The organism is Lacticaseibacillus chiayiensis, assembly GCF_004123795.1.
Taxonomy (GTDB): Bacteria; Bacillota; Bacilli; order Lactobacillales; family Lactobacillaceae; genus Lacticaseibacillus; species Lacticaseibacillus chiayiensis.
This window is the reverse complement of sequence record NZ_MSSM01000017.1, coordinates 40,190-55,753: the sequence shown is the minus strand read 5'-3', so window position 1 is coordinate 55,753 and position 15,564 is coordinate 40,190. Positions and strand designations below refer to the sequence as shown.

General features: G+C 48.3%; 13 protein-coding genes. 7 read left to right on the top strand and 6 right to left on the bottom strand.

Annotated elements, in window-relative coordinates; genetic code table 11:
• Positions 1 to 11: 11 nt before the first annotated feature.
• Positions 12 to 1,994 carry a cation:proton antiporter gene (locus BVJ53_RS07600; RefSeq protein ID WP_129301893.1) on the top strand — a complete coding sequence of 661 codons (1,983 nt, stop codon included), beginning with the start codon at positions 12 to 14 and terminating at the stop codon, positions 1,992 to 1,994.
• A gap of 354 nt (positions 1,995 to 2,348) precedes the next feature.
• Here the strand turns inward: BVJ53_RS07600 and BVJ53_RS07595 are convergent, their stop codons facing one another.
• Positions 2,349 to 4,526, bottom strand: coding sequence for a DUF3800 domain-containing protein (locus BVJ53_RS07595; RefSeq protein WP_191983434.1), 2,178 nt, complete (start codon positions 4,524 to 4,526; stop codon positions 2,349 to 2,351).
• 223 nt (positions 4,527 to 4,749) lie between these two features.
• Here BVJ53_RS07595 and BVJ53_RS07590 point away from each other — a divergent pair, with 223 nt between their 5' ends.
• From BVJ53_RS07590 to BVJ53_RS07565, 6 genes are all read left to right on the top strand, one after another.
• The gene (locus BVJ53_RS07590) at positions 4,750 to 6,141 is read left to right on the top strand and encodes an amino acid permease (RefSeq protein WP_129301892.1); all 1,392 of its coding nucleotides are present in this window, start codon (positions 4,750 to 4,752) and stop codon (positions 6,139 to 6,141) included.
• A gap of 152 nt (positions 6,142 to 6,293) precedes the next feature.
• Positions 6,294 to 7,139, top strand: a complete 846-nt coding sequence (locus BVJ53_RS07585) for an aldo/keto reductase (RefSeq protein WP_129301891.1) — start codon at positions 6,294 to 6,296, stop codon at positions 7,137 to 7,139.
• A gap of 117 nt (positions 7,140 to 7,256) precedes the next feature.
• A complete protein-coding gene (locus tag BVJ53_RS07580) occupies positions 7,257 to 7,880 on the top strand; it encodes an SDR family oxidoreductase (RefSeq protein WP_129301905.1) in 624 nt (207 codons plus the stop codon).
• A gap of 327 nt (positions 7,881 to 8,207) precedes the next feature.
• Positions 8,208 to 9,695, top strand: a complete 1,488-nt coding sequence (gene abc-f, locus BVJ53_RS07575; RefSeq protein ID WP_129301890.1) for a ribosomal protection-like ABC-F family protein — start codon at positions 8,208 to 8,210, stop codon at positions 9,693 to 9,695.
• A gap of 109 nt (positions 9,696 to 9,804) precedes the next feature.
• Positions 9,805 to 10,245: an OsmC family protein gene (locus tag BVJ53_RS07570; protein WP_129301889.1), complete on the top strand. Its 441-nt coding sequence runs from the start codon at positions 9,805 to 9,807 to the stop codon at positions 10,243 to 10,245.
• A gap of 169 nt (positions 10,246 to 10,414) precedes the next feature.
• Positions 10,415 to 10,846 (top strand): hypothetical protein, encoded by a 432-nt coding sequence (locus BVJ53_RS07565; RefSeq protein ID WP_129301888.1) that lies wholly within the window; start codon positions 10,415 to 10,417, stop codon positions 10,844 to 10,846.
• Positions 10,847 to 11,085: 239 nt separating this feature from the next.
• On the opposite strand, the gene BVJ53_RS07555 is transcribed toward BVJ53_RS07565, so the two are convergent.
• From BVJ53_RS07555 to gdhA, 5 genes are all read right to left on the bottom strand, one after another.
• Complete coding sequence (locus BVJ53_RS07555; protein WP_003563620.1) at positions 11,086 to 11,286, bottom strand: cold-shock protein; 201 nt, start codon at positions 11,284 to 11,286, stop codon at positions 11,086 to 11,088.
• Positions 11,287 to 11,493: 207 nt separating this feature from the next.
• On the bottom strand, positions 11,494 to 12,321 hold the full coding sequence (locus BVJ53_RS07550) for a PTS system mannose/fructose/sorbose family transporter subunit IID (RefSeq protein ID WP_158280571.1): 828 nt from the start codon (positions 12,319 to 12,321) through the stop codon (positions 11,494 to 11,496).
• Complete coding sequence (locus BVJ53_RS07545) at positions 12,314 to 13,117, bottom strand: PTS mannose/fructose/sorbose/N-acetylgalactosamine transporter subunit IIC (RefSeq protein WP_129301886.1); 804 nt, start codon at positions 13,115 to 13,117, stop codon at positions 12,314 to 12,316. The genes BVJ53_RS07550 and BVJ53_RS07545 overlap by 8 nt, the downstream gene beginning before the upstream one ends.
• 2 nt (positions 13,118 to 13,119) lie before the next feature.
• Complete coding sequence (locus tag BVJ53_RS07540) at positions 13,120 to 13,605, bottom strand: PTS system mannose/fructose/N-acetylgalactosamine-transporter subunit IIB (protein ID WP_238150153.1); 486 nt, start codon at positions 13,603 to 13,605, stop codon at positions 13,120 to 13,122.
• Positions 13,606 to 14,153: 548 nt separating this feature from the next.
• On the bottom strand, positions 14,154 to 15,494 hold the full coding sequence (gene gdhA, locus BVJ53_RS07535; protein ID WP_129301884.1) for an NADP-specific glutamate dehydrogenase: 1,341 nt from the start codon (positions 15,492 to 15,494) through the stop codon (positions 14,154 to 14,156).
• Between the last annotated feature and the right edge of the window lie 70 nt (positions 15,495 to 15,564).

Genomic DNA, 15,564 nt, shown 5'->3' with positions numbered 1-15,564 from the left:
GGGTGAATTCTTTGGGTCAGGTTGTTATTTTCGGCATTATGTTGGCCGCCGTGATTGCCGGCAATTTGCTTGCCCGCCATATTCCTAAAATCCCCTTACCGTTTTTCCTGATTGGCCTTGGTGCGGTGTTGGCTGTGATGCCCTCGTTTCGAAATTTCGCGATTGATCCATCGGTTTTTTCCTTCGCCATCATTGCACCACTACTGTTCAATGAAGGCCAAAATGCGTCGCGACTTCAAATCGGCCGTTCCTTGACGAATATTGTGTCGCTGGCAGTGGGCTTGGTAATCTTTTCGGTGATCATTTTAGGGTTTAGCGTGCATGCGCTTTTCCCGGTTATTCCGCTCAGTCTGGCGTTCGCGTTGATTGCGATTGTCACGCCGACTGATGCTTCGGCGGTCAGTGCAGTGGCGCAGACGAATCCTTTGAGCAACAGCCAGATGCAACTTTTAAATAATGAAAGCCTGTTTAACGACGCAGCGGGCATTGTGGCGTTTGACTTGGCGCTTTCTGCTTACGTTTCCGGCCGGTTTTCGGCAACGGATGCGTTATTGGATTTCCTGATTGTCTTTTTTGGTGGTATTTTAGTTGGAGCAATTGTCGGTACCTTGATCGTCAATTTGCGAGCATGGCTCATTCGCATCGGTGATGACGAGCCGCTGATCATGGTTGGCATACAATTGCTGACGCCCTTGCTGGTTTACTTTTTGGCTGAAGAGCTGGCTCTGTCGGGGATTTTGGCGGTGGTAGCCGCCGGGATTGCGCAAGGCGTGGAGCGCGATCGACTGCGGTTGACCAGTGCGCGCATGCAGATTATCAGTGCTAATATCTGGGAAATGATCGCAGCTGTTTTGTCCGGGTTGGTGTTCGTTTTGCTAGGGCTATCTCTGCCGAATGTCGTCATCGAAGCCTTGCGTGGACAAGCCGGCTTGTTCGGCTTGCTAGTGGGCATCGGTGTCCTTATTTATGCGGCAAAATCACTAGTCCGCTTCTTCTGGAGCCGCACCTTACTCCGCATCGGCAAGAAAAATCGCTGGCGAAATGCCTTGATTATGATGCTGGGCGGCGCTAATGGAACCATCACGTTGTCCTTGGCCTTCTCAATGCCGCGCACCATTGATGGTCATGCATTTGCGCTGCGTCAAGGTTTGATTCTGATTGCAGCGGTGGTCATTCTGCTTAGCCTGATTGTGCCAGTGGTCGTATTACCATTTTGCGTACCGAAACAGCCGAAACGCAATCGCCAATACATTTGGTTGCGGCGGATGCTATCAGCGGGCATTGATGCGATGCGCGATGAAACCGAGCACCACAGCGAAGCGCAGATCGTTGCCGACGCTTTGGCTCAGGAAATGATTCTCAACGACAACCCATCACGGCGGCTGCGGCGAAGCATTTTTGAAGGCACGATCACCGCGGAGAAAACTGCCATCGAAGCATTACGCGCCAATGGAACTATTACCCAAGATGAGGCGCATTACTATAACCGCTTCATTGATCTAAACGATTTCACGGCGGATCAGCGGCTATGGAAAAATCTGTTCCTGCGAATTCGTTTCAGCTTCAACATGGGCCGCATGTACAAGGCATTTAACGAAGCCCAAAATGCCTTTTTAACCACGCCGCTTAATCTTGAGCCGATCTTTTGGAAGCGGCAGTTTACCGCGCATGGCGAAGATCTGCTGCCGATTGAACAGGCTGGGTACAATGCCGTCATGAAATATCTGAACCACGTTGAAAATATGCAAAATCGTAGCGCCGTCAACACCATCCGCCGCTTCTACCGCGACCGCCACCGCCGTGTCCACTCCGACTCCTTCGACGGCGACATCCTCTACGCCATGTTCCTCAAAGCCTTCCACGCAGAGTACGAATTCATCCAACAAGCCTTCACAGATGGCAAACTAAATCGCGACATCATGCAGCGCCTGCAAACGCGGATTACGTTCGACGAAATCACCTATCTGAAGAATCAGGAAAGTTTTATTGTTTGACGATGCGTGATACGAATGTTTCATAAGTTGGTCAGGATCGGCTAAACGCATTCCAACCATAACAATGCAAAAAAAACGGTTCTGGGAAGATGAAATCATCTCTCCAGAACCGTTTTACTTTTAAGCTTTCATAACTGAAACAGCACTCAATTTTTGTTTCTTCTGTTCTTCATGGGAATCCGTTATGCACGTTAAATTCCAGTGCCAAAGCGTAGCGATCGGAGGCCAGAGGGGGGCTCAGTCGTGCCCACCACTCTAGCTTCGCGGTCGCCAGCCCCTATCTGGCCGGAGATTGCGAAGTTTGGCACGACATGGAACAAATACCCTAAACTCTTTTCATCCGCGAAAACAACCTTAGCGTTTGGTTTTCGAATCCGAATCCAACGCCATTTCAAGCTCATCGGCCGCCGTCTTAGTAACGCTCTCGATTTTCGCCAAAACTTTTCCATACGGCTTCGGATCCTTATTGATATACCGAAGCAGCCCAGCCATGCGCGCCGTCATGTCGTACCAACTCTGGTTCGGCATCACGGAAATCTGGCCAACCCGCGCATTCGGCAGCACATCAATTAGCTGCTCCAACGCGCTTTTAACCACCGGCAAAGCGCCACGTACGCGATCCGAGTCGGTATATGTCGCATCGAAAATCAACTGCATGAATCGATCCGGCTGCGAATGCTTGGATGGTGTTGCGGCTCGTTCTGCGCGCACGCCCATGACAACTTGCTGCAAGCCAAGCAGCGTGAGGCGAACAAGCTGATCGTGCTGGGAAACCCCCAGTTCCGGCATCGGGTTAATCCCGATTAGGCTGAGCTCATCATGACTTAACCGCAACGCCGCATTGGCAACGAAATCAGATAACTGCAAGCCAAGATGCTCACGTGAATCGGCAAACTCAAAGCGCACTTTAATCGGCCGCTCCAGTGACAAGGTCAGATACCGGCTGACAATATCGGCGCCCATGACTAACTGATTACCTTCCAACTCATTCCGGTGGTCAATCATGATCACAATGCTATCAAAACTCGTGTCCACATCGCGTAACACATGCAGCGTCGCGCCAATATACGGATAGAGATATTCCATTGATGGCGCAAAATCAGGATACGTCGTTTTACGGGAAAAGACAGTGTACATCCCCATATGCTCGTGCTTGGCGGCTTTGATCAATTGTGTCAACGCATTGACTTGTTTACCACGCGCCTTGACTTCATCGCCTGGTTCCCAGCCATATGGATAAAGCGCATTGCGGAATCCGGCAAGACTTTCATCGTCACCTTCCGGGAAAATGGCCGCGATCCCCATATGCATCATGCGCGGATCCGGACGCCGCTCTTCAAAACTTTCGTCAATAAACAGTTGCAATTGCTTCCCAGTGACTAACGGTGCTTCGGTATGCACACCATAACTGGCCCGCTGATTGCCCGAACTGTTGTAGTTGGCGGAAGTGTTATTGCTGGTACTGCTTGCGGTCGCACCATAATGATCATTGCTACTTGAACGGATCACGCTCGGTGTGTGGGTTTCGGCCTTATTCAACACGGCTGGTACATGGCGCTTACCGGCTTCTTGACTGGTTGTTGACTGCGAGGCGCTAGTCGAAGTCGGCTGCGTCATCGGTTGCCAGTTTTGCGGATCGGCGTTAGCAGCAAAACGATTCTGCCTAGGGCGTCCCGGACGCCGGGTACTGTTTGATTTGTTGCGATCAATTCGCACGTTACGTCGTTCGCGCCGCACCGGTTCGTGTTCGTTTTTGCTATTGCGGTGGATCGTCTCGGTTTTACCGACCGGCGTATGCTGCTTAGTATGCCGGGCAGTGGTTTCGTTTCGCTCTTCGGTTTCTGCCGGTTTCGTCGAAGCTTTAGCTTGGCTATTGATTTGCGCCTGCCGCTTCTTTTCTTCAGCCTGTGCCGCTTGAGTTGCAACATCCGGCTGCTGACGAATCGTAAAGCGATGGTTACGGTTCGTTGGCCGTTTGCTTGTCGTTGGTTGCTCAGTCGGCGCTTCAGAGCTTGGTGCTTGACTCTGATGCTGATTATTCGTCCGGCTAGCTTGATGCGTCGTTGCGGTTGCCCGGTTAACCCGCGTCGTTGTCCGACGTTTTGCCTGCGTACTTGCAACATTTTCCTGAGCGTTAGTTGCCGCTTGGCTGTGGCTGGTTGACGCTGTACTGGTCGGCTGGGCGTGGTTTTGCGCCTGCCGCCCGATTGCGCCTGTTGCAGTTCGCTTAGCCGCGGTTTTTGACGTTGATGTTGTCTTTGTCGCAGCCTTGCGCGTTGTCGCCTTGGCTGCCGGTTTTTTAGCTGCAGTCGTCTTCGTTGTTTTTGTCGTTTTTGCACCAGTCGGCACTTTACCTGAAGCAATGATGCTCTCAATCTTGGCCGTTGTCTTGCGGCTGACTTTTTCACCGCGCAGCGCCTTGCGTAACGTTGGCACGGACACGCCGATTGCAACAGAGGTAGCATTGGTGTTTAGTTGGTGCTTGGCCATATAGGCATTTAATGATGCTTTTAACTTATTATCTTTATCCAAAATATTTCCTCATATCCTACTTAAATTTAAATGATTCGGTACTAGTTTAACGCAAATGAGGACGCACGAACATGTTTGGGAACAACCAGCGTTATACTTGTAAACGAAGTGCATGTCAGTCCCGAAATTGTCTGTGCTTTATGTCCACCTGTTTGCGAAAACTAGACTTTTCTTGTATAGTCTTCTCCTGTATGTCACTAGATGAAAGAAGTGGGTTATTCACATGCAACGAAAACTTAGCGGACGCCATATGCAAATGATTGCGCTTGGCGGAACCATCGGCGTTGGCCTGTTCATGGGGGCAGGCGCAACCATCAAATGGACCGGACCTTCAGTTTTGATTGCGTATATCGTCGCCGGTCTTTTTCTCTATCTCATTATGCGGGCATTGGGTGAAATGCTGTATATTGACCCGGCGACTGGTTCTTTTGCCAAATTCGCCAGCGAATATATGCACCCGCTTTTTGGTTATCTAACCGCGTGGAGTAATGTTTTCCAGTTCGTGGTCGTGGGCATGTCAGAAATGATTGCCATTGGTGAATATTTCAAATTCTGGTGGCCCGGACTGCCGGGATGGCTTCCTGGGCTCGTAGCGATCACCTTCCTTGTTTTAGCCAATTTGACTTCAGTGCGAATGTTTGGCGAATTGGAGTTCTGGTTTGCGTTCATCAAAGTTATCACGATTATTTTGATGATCGTTGCCGGATTCGGGGTCATTTTATTCGGGCTTGGTAATGGCGGCCATCCAGTGGGCATCAGTAATTTATGGACCCACGGCGGTTTCTTCACCGGTGGCTTTAAAGGCTTTTGCTTCGCCTTATCGATCGTGCTCGGTTCTTACCAAGGCGTGGAACTTATCGGGATCACAGCAGGCGAAGCGGCTAATCCCAAGCCAACGATTGTCAAAGCGGTCAAAGATACGATCGGCCGAATCCTGATCTTCTACGTGGGCGCGATTTTTGTCATCGTGGCCATTTACCCGTGGAATCAGCTCAATACGCTAGGATCACCGTTTGTTCAGACCTTTGCCAAAATCGGCATTACGTTTGCCGCATCCCTCATTAACTTTGTCGTGATTACGGCTGCCTTGTCCGGTTCAAATTCAGGCATCTATTCCGCTAGCCGGATGCTGTACACCTTAGCCAATGCTAAACAATTGCCGCGAATTTTTACCAAACTGAATCGTCACGGCGTTCCTTTTTACCCGGTTGTATCCGTTGGGGCCGGCATTTTACTCGGCGTCATCTTAAACGCCTTACTGCCTTATGTGACTCCTGACGCCAAGAATATTTTTGTGCTGGTTTACAGCTCCAGCGTTTTACCCGGCATGATCCCGTGGGTCGTCATTCTCGTCAGTGAGACACGTTTCCGCAAGGTTCACGCCGATAAAATGCCTGACCATCCGTTCAAAATGCCATTCGCACCTTACAGTAATTATCTCACACTTATTTTCCTTGCGTTCACTTTATTTTTCATGTTCCTCAATCCCGAAACCAGCATTTCGTTGTTAGTCGGCGTGATCTTCTTGGCGCTCGTCTGTCTGCACTACTATTTCCACTACCGTACCGGATCGAAAAAACATCCGGCAGCCGGCTCTGACGATGACCTGCGTTAAAACTTGTTCTGCCCTTGGCAATGTAAAATTTGCATCTTCTCACTTTTAAGCGAAGTGACATTCTCATCTTTCGTTGCATTTTTTTGATCATGTTTTTTATTTCTTCGCTAGTTTGTATAATGATCCCGTAAGAAGAAAGGAAGTCTGCTTTTATGAAAACGATCAAAATCGGCGACGTGACGTTACCAAATGTGGGCATGGGCACGTGGTATCTTGGCGAAGGCAATGCTGCGCAGAGTAAGCGTGAAACCGAAGCCTTAAAATACGGGCTGGATCATGGTCTGACCGTCATTGATACCGCGGAAATGTACGGCAATGGCGCGGCGGAATCGCTGATCGGCAATTTTCTGGGCGATTATCACCGCAGCAACATCTACCTGATTTCCAAGTTTTACCCCTCTCACGCGGATAAAAAGCAAATGCGGACGGCTCTAACCAATAGCCTGAGCCGCCTCAAAACCGATTACCTTGATCTCTACTTGTTGCATTGGCGCGGAGCAACACCATTAGCAGAAACCCTCGAAGGTCTTCAGGAACTGAAAAAAGAAGGCTTGATTCGCCAATATGGTGTTTCTAATTTTGACGTAGACGACATGGATCAGCTCACACTGGAACCAGGTGGCGATCATGTGGTTGCTAACGAAGTGTTATACAACTTGCAATCACGTGGCATTGAGTACGACCTCCTGCCGCGTCAAAAGCAAGCCGGCATCACCACCATTGGCTACTCGCCTTATGGTTCCGGCAGCGGGAAGTCGATTAAGTTAACTCCGGAGCTCGTGAATCTGGCCAAAACTAAGGGTATTTCAACCCATCAGCTCATGCTGGCATGGGTGCTCCGCAACGGTGATGTTTTATCCATCCCCCGCACCGGCGAAGCTAGCCACATGGCCGAAAATATTAAAGCTGCTGAGGTCACTTTCACCTCGGACGAATTGGCGCTGTTCGATCAAGCGTTCCCGGCACCGCGGCACCATATTCCGCTTGAGATGATCTAGTTTTTGCAGACTGACAATTCCGGTACAGCTCATGCGGGAAAAAGTGGCGAGCGCTTTCATGATTCCATAAAAAACGTTATACTAATAACAACGATTTTTCAGGAAAGGATCATGATTGTGAAAACTTTTGTTGTCGGTGCACACGGCCAGATTGGTCAGCTATTAGTGCATAAACTGTTAGACCGTGGTGATACCGTCACAGGCGGCTATCGCGATCCACTCACCCAAACGCCTGATCCGGAGAAAAATTTCCGGGCAGTTGAGCTCAATCTTGCTTGGCCTGTGTCACGCTTGACGGAACTTTTTACCGGTCACGATGCGGTTATTTTTGCTGCCGGTTCACGTGGCAAGGATTTGCTCGGTGTTGATCTTGACGGTGCAATCAAAACCATGAAAGCAGCCGAAGCCGATGATGTCGGTCGCTTCATCATGCTGAGCGCGTTAGATGCCGAAGATCCTGCAAGATGGCCGGATGAGCTGCATGATTATTACATTGCCAAGTACTACGCCGATGAGTGGCTGATCCATAACACCGATCTGGACTATGTCATTGTCCAGCCGACTGCGCTCACCAATGACCCGGCGCAAGGTACCATTACCTTGAAGCCGCAACGACCATCGACCATTCCGCGGGCCGATGTTGCCGACGTACTCATCGCCGCTTTAGACAGCAACCGCCATCGCGAAACGATCAAAATCGCCAGTGGCAAAATGCCGATCTCTGAAGCCGTTAAAAGTTGACGAATTGATTAAGCCGTGCTAATTTGAAAGCAACGTTAAAACGAAAGTGAGGTCTGTCCATTGAAGTAAGCCAATTGTTGAAAATGTCTAAGTCCTGTTCTCAGCAACGGGATCAGTGCGGACTTTTTGACAATTGGGCTTGATCAAGGACGGTGGCTCCGTTTATTTTGGTTAGCCCTAAATTCTTTTAGGGCTTTTTTCATGGGCATGAATTGCCAAGCGTTGTCAGTGACGATGTCGCTTACCGCCGCAGCAGCTCCGAAGTTCAAAAAGTCAGCTGATCTTTCTTCTGATAGCACAGGCATATCCGCGAAAGGACGTGGCTGTATGTCAACGATTCAAATCAAACACCTTTATTTTGCCTATGACGGCCAGGTGCCGCTGTTTACCGATGCCGGGTTTAACCTTGATACGGGCTGGCACCTTGGTTTGGTTGGCCGCAATGGACGCGGTAAAACCACGCTGCTGCGGCTATTGCAGCATCAACTGGATTATCGCGGAACGATCACCGTTCCCGTTTCCTTGCGCTATTTTCCGCAAACGCTGGATGAAAACCAACTGACACTTCACGCAGCGCAAGCCTCCCAAGACGTGGCACAGTGGCAACTTGAGCGGGAACTCAATTTACTGCACGCTGACCCTGATATCCTGTGGCGGCCATTTCGGGATCTATCCGGCGGCGAACAAACCAAGGTCCGCCTCGCCTTGCTTTTCATCCAAGACGATGGTTTTGCGCTGATTGACGAACCAACGAATCACCTCGATTTGCGCAGCCGCCGCCAAGTCGCTGCCTATCTAAAACAAAAGCCCGGCTTCATTGTGGTCAGCCACGACCGCGATTTTCTCGATGCCGTCACCGACCACACGCTGGCCATCGAACGGCAAAAGATCACACTTTACCAAGGCAATTACAGCACCTTCTCCACGGAAAAGCAGCGGCAGGATCAAACCGAACTCGCGCAAAATGCCCAGTTAAAAACTGAAATCAGTCGCTTGAAACAAACTGCCCAAGCCAAAAAAACATGGGCAGAAAGTAGAGAACGCAGCGCTTACGGCAATCGGCACGTTAAAGACAGCGGCCATAACAACACCCGCGGCTTCATCAGCGCTCGGGCGGCAAGAACCATGAAAAAAAGTAAAAACCTCGAACACCGCATGGATAAAGAAATCGTAGCAAAAGAAAAGTTGCTTAAGAATCTGGAGAAAGTTGATCCGCTCACGATGGCGCCGCAACCAACGCACCATCACCATTTTATTGTGGCGGAAAACGTTCAGATAGGCTATGATCAGCCGCTTTTTCAACCGATTTCATTGACGTTGCAACCCGGCGATCGAGTGGCAATCGTTGGTGAAAATGGCAGCGGTAAATCAACATTGATCCATGCTTTGCTAGGCCATTTTACTGGCACACAAACCGGCCTCCTGACCTTGGCACCAGTTGCCTTAAGCCTGGTGCGTCAACAATACCCGGACAATCGCGGGTTACTACCGGATTTTGCCGAAAAGCGGCACCTCAGTCTCGAAGCGTTGCTTAACAACTTGCGTAAGCTCGGGATGCCGCGTGCCGATTTTGCCACGCCGATCGAACACCTTAGCATGGGGCAGCAGAAGAAAGTCGAAATTGCGCGTTCGCTGGCCACGCCGGCTTCTCTGTATATATGGGATGAACCGCTCAACTATCTGGACACTTACAATCAAGACCAGATAGTGACCGCCATCACCCGTTATCAGCCGACGATGCTTTTCGTAGAACACGACGAGCATTTTATCCATGAAATCGCCACGAAAGTTATCCGCCTGACGCCGCTGACGTAAATCAGAAACAGACCCGCCCAGCGTTATGTCCGAGACACATCGCCCGCATATTAAGCGGTTCCATGGTATACTCACGGTGAAAGCTTCAAAACAAGAAAGGATGGATAGCATGGCAGAACGATCTTTGTATCACACCTATGTCCGCAACGAAAATGGTTTAGTCGGTGAAAGTTATGTCGAAGGCAATCAAGGGCTAGCCCTTGGTGTTTCCAGCTCGCTTATTGATGCACCCGGCACCAATCCAGAGCAATTTATTGCATTTGCCCTGTCCACTTGTTTCAATGCAACGATTCGCATTGTCCAACACCGCGAAGGCACTGCGGAAGATTCGCAACTGCGCACTCGGGTGGATATCGAGCACGACAAAATCGGTTATAAATTCATTGTCGATGCGCAAATTCTCATGCCAAGTCACACACGCGAAGAAGCACAAAAAATTATGACCCAGGCACTAGATGAATGCCCAGTTGCTAAACTGTTAAAAGAAAACGAAAATGTCAGCTTCCGAATTGTTGACGAGTTTACCGATGAGCCGACATTAGGCGAATAATGATCGGTGATGCCTGTTCGTCGTCTGGGTTCGCCTAAAGCAAAAAAGTACGTCAGAAATCTTCCGAGACTTCTGGCGTACTTTTTTAATTTTTCCGTCAAGATTCCCGTATCTCAATAAGTTAAGCTACCTTGTGCGTTACACTTAACTTTAAGTGGAGGTAGCAAAGATGATCAAGCAAAGTAACGGACGAACAACGCATCATCCAGGATTGACATTTTGTATGTGGCTAGGCAGCATGGCTTTTTTGGCCACTGGCATCTGGGCCACCATTTTATTAGTGCTCACGTCCCGAATCACGGCTGCACTCATTATCACCTTGATCGGCGGTTGGGTGACGCTCACCGGCATCGTCGCCTGTGCCGTCACGCTATGGCAATTAGTCCGGGCGCGGCAATCGACCCGTCATTTGGTCCGGCGGTTGCAATGGCTTCTTGGCGGGATCACACTCATTGTGGCCATCATTAGTTTGCCACTCTCCTATGCGTGGGCCAAAAGTGGTGATGCACCAGGTATTATTTTCATCGGCCTGTTTCTTGCTGCGATGCCATTTGCTTGCTGGGTTTTGACGAGTGTCTGGCGGTTGACGTTGGAGCGGTGAAGAAAGGATGTTCTAAAAGACTGTTCTATCAGTGGCAATTAAGTAGGAAACTTTCATGTTCTATAACGCGCTCACCGGCGCAGAAGCCTGCGTGTAAGGACCTTGGTCGCGATGGCCTAAACCCGGGCCATCACGCCCAAGGCCACTTACACTCCGGCTCCTGAGCGCGCCGGTTCACGCTCAACAAAAAAGACCCATCCAGTCTCCCGGATAGATCTCTTTATTTAACGAACCAAGAATTAAAGCTTGGTAACGTTAGCAGCCTGAGGGCCACGATCAGATTGTTCTACATCGTAAGAAACAGCCTGACCTTCGTCAAGACTCTTGTAGCCTTCGCCGTTGATGGCGCTGAAGTGCACAAATACGTCTTGGCCGTCTTCACCAGTGATGAAGCCATAACCCTTATCAGCGTTGAACCATTTAACTGTACCTTTTTGCATGAAAGTGAATCTCCTTTTCAAAACTAACAACAACAGACAACCGTAATCCTAAAAAGGAAATTCATGTTACATGATGTTTCCCGTTCAAGTATTACCATGAATAGAGTGTAACACGTTTGGCAAAAAAAAACTAATTATTTTGAAAATTAATCACATTTTCTTGTGAGAACAACCTGTTTTTGCCAAATTCTTGCAACCGATAGTTATTTATGCAGCACCAGTGATCCCGAGGAAGGTTAAGATAAAGCCAAGGGCAACAACGCAAAGTAATACTTTGACGGGACTCGTATTTTTTCTCAGGAAGTAAAAGCATCCGAGAGCTAAAAGTAGCGGTAACATTGTTGGCAAGATCTGGTCGAAGATTTTTTGCAAGTTTAAGGTATTGCCGTTAATTTTAGCTTTGAAGACAAGTGGAACCTTGACTAAAGTTGAGATCATACCGCCGACAACTGTCACACCCACAATGGAAGTCGCCTTTGTGAACATTTCCATGACGCCACTTTTAACGGCTTTTGAAATATACTGGCTACCAAGTTTGTAACTGTACTTTTGACCATACCAACGAACCAAAATATTGGGAATTAGGGCAATTAGCGGTAGGACGGCTACAACTAAATTACCTTCACGGGCAAAACTAATCGCAATACCCATAATGATTAAAGCCCAAACACCGGAAAAGAAAGTATCCCCAATCCCTGCAAGTGGCCCCATTAAACCAATCTTCATACCACTGATACCAGCAGTATCAAATGTACCCTTTGGAGCCCTCGCATTTTCCTCTTCCATTGATACAGCTAGTCCAGAAGCAATACCGTTCATATTCGGTGTCGTGTTGTAGAACTCCATATTACGCTTCATTGCTTCCCAGAACTGATCATCATCTTTATAGATTTCTCGATAGATTGGTGCGTGAATCCAGTCCCATGCTACCCCTTGCTGGCGGGTATAGCTCATGTTAAAGCCAAGAAACATGTTTCGCCAAAAAAGACGTTTTGTTCTTTTTTTCTCTGCGGGCGTTAGCTTTAAATTACTCATTGAAAAAGTCCTCCTCATCGTTTCCAGTCGAGCTCGTTTGCTGCATGCCGCTCTTCTTTGCATCATTAATTTGACGGTCAATGAAGAATCCGATTAAACCAAAGACGACCCCAAAAATACTTATCGCCATAATTGGAAGTTTCAAATAAGCAGCCAACGCAAAGCCCGCGATAAAGTAAGGTAAGAATTGAATGTTCCAAACATATTTGAGTAACATGGCCATCCCAACAGCCGGTAACATGCCAGCTGCGACAGTTAAGCCACTTAAAAGCACCTTGGGAATGCTATTGATGAATATCCTGATACCCGAGGTGCCGACGAGAACAGCGAAAAATGCAAGTGCAAAATATACCAGTTCGTAAACAACGATCTGAATCCACCACAGCCGATTAAACTTGCTCAAATTGCGCTCATCAATGTACTTATCGAAGATTTCGACGTTAGCCGTGAACCAGAATTTCAATAAGTTCCAAACAATAACGGCCAACATTGATATTGGAACGGCTAACGCGACGGCTACTGCGGGTTTTGCGTTAAGTATTAAAGCAAAGCCAACACCCAGGATACCTCCAACCGCGGTATCCTGAGGCAAGACCGCACCAATTTGCATAACGCCATAAAAAGCGAGTTCTACTGCCGCCCCAGCGATAAGTGCTTGCGAAACACTTTTCCCAAGCAAAAGAGCCATTAACATATAAGTAATAAAAGGCATTAACTGAAGAAAAGAACCGTATGCAGAAATCCATTTAGCGAAGGCACAGGCAAGGCCGACAATTAAAGCTTGATATAATAGCATTATTAATTATCCCCCTCCAACAGTTTCAAAAAAGGTGTTGCCGTATCGCTTGGCAATGGCTGGTAAACCAAATTATCTGTCTGGGCAGCAATTTGCTTAACTTTGTCAATGTCAGCGTCAGAAAGGTAGACGGTATCTGATAATTTTCTTTTATCTTTTAGTCCTCCCTGTACACGTCCAACATTTGCAATATCGACTTTCCCAGGTTCGGCTATTCCCGTTGTCAACGTCAACAAATCAGATACGTTATTTACGACAATCAATATTTTTAAAGCTTTTGCTCTGGGATCATTAGCCATCTTTACAGCATGAGAAACCGGCACAACAGCAACTTTCACACCAGTAGGCGCTGCAAGATGCAATGCGTTTTTTTGAATATCGTTTTTTGCTGCTAGATCATTAGCAACAATAATACGGTCAATCTGCAGTTCTTTCGTCCAGAGCAACGCTACTTGTCCATGAATTAATCTGTCATCCACCCTTATCATTTGAATCAAATATACCACCCCATTAATTTCTTTTTTGGAAACACCGTTCCTACATAAATAATTATACGCAACCGCTTTCAGAATTCAAGCGTTTTATAGAATTAATTATGTAGAATACAATTAATACGAATAAAAATGACTAAATCCGTTTATCACGCGTCATTTCTTACCGGCTATGGTTTTTCCTGCGATGCACTGAGTCTTTGCCCAGATCATGGCAGTATCGTCGCAAACAATTCAAGCTAGGAAAACCGACCGAAGCAAATCAAACGGTCCGGCGCAGCGCCTCATACACCTGTTTGAGCTTGACTCAGCTAGGGTGACGCTTTGTGTTGCGAAGACGCGCCTGTCAAAAAGCAATTGCTGTTATGACATCATCCAACTGTTAGAATATTTTGGATGAGTGTACAACAAACAGCGATCGGGTATCAGTTTTGATCCGATCGCTGTTTGTTGATATCCAACCCAAGACTGTAAGCATGGAAACAAGCGCAAGGTGAGCGTTTCACCGGTTCTTTTTCAACTCGTGTGATTGCGCATCTTTTTACTTACATCCCCTGCGCGTACATGGCATCGGCCACTTTTAGAAAGCCGGCGATGTTCGCTCCCGCTTCGTAGTTACCAGTCACCCCATATTCGTCAGCAGCATCGGCACTCGCTTTAAAGATGTGTTGCATGATTTCATGCAGTTGGCTGTCGACTTTTTTAAAACTATCACTTTCGCGGCGAGAGTTCTGACCCATTTCCAGTGCTGACACGGCGACACCTCCTGCATTCGCGGCTTTTGCCGGTCCGTATAAAATTCCGGCGTCCGCATAAGCAGCGATGGCATCCGGATCACTTGGCATATTGGCACCTTCAGCAACCGCGATCACGCCAGCCGCCTTCAACCTTGCCGCCTGTTCACCGTCAATTTCGTTTTGCGTGGCGCAAGGCAATGCCAAATCAAATTTAAGATCCGCGTCCCAAACGGAGCCTTTGTGATATTTAGCACCGGCCACACGCTCAGCATAGGTTTTAATGCGGCCACGTTCCACTTCTTTGATCTGCTTGACTGCCGCAACATCAACCCCGTTTTCATCAACCACGTAGCCATTCGAATCCGAAACAGTAAGTACCTTGACGCCCAGTGCTTCAGCTTTCTCGGCGGCATGAATCGCAACGTTGCCAGCACCGGAAATAACCGCACGTTTCCCGGCCAGCGTTTCCTCATTGGCTTTCAATAACTCATCGGTGTAGTAAATCAAACCATAACCGGTGGCTTCTGTCCGCGCTAACGAACCACCATAGCTGAGCCCTTTCCCAGTCAAAACACCACGTTGCGCACCTTTCAACCGTTTGTATTGACCGTATAGATACCCAATTTCGCGGGCGCCCACACCAATGTCACCCGCCGGCACATCCAAATCCGGCCCGATATACTTGCTTAGTTCAGTCATGAAGCTTTGGCAAAAACGCATCACTTCAGCATCTGACTTCCCTTTTGGATTAAAATCGGCACCACCTTTTGCCCCGCCAATTGGCAGTGTGGTCAGACTATTTTTGAAAATCTGCTCAAAGCCTAAAAATTTTACAATGCTGAGATTGACGGAAGGATGTAGTCGCAGGCCGCCTTTGTAAGGACCAATCGCCGAGTTGAACTGAACGCGGAATCCGCGATTGATTTGAATATTTCCTTGGTCATCTTGCCACGGAACGGCAAATTGAATCACCCGCTCAGGTTCAACCAAGCGCCCAAGAATATTGGCCTTCACATACTCAGGGTGCTTCTCAAACACCGGCGTAATCGTGTTCAAAAGCGTTGACGCCGCCTCAAAAAATTCCGGTTGATTTGGATCGCGCTGTTTAAGCGTTGCAAGCACTGACTGCACATAAGAAGCTGCTGACATGGGAAACCACCTTTCTCGAAAAACGTAACGGACGTTGTTTTAAGGTTAACAGAAAAATGGCATTTTGATA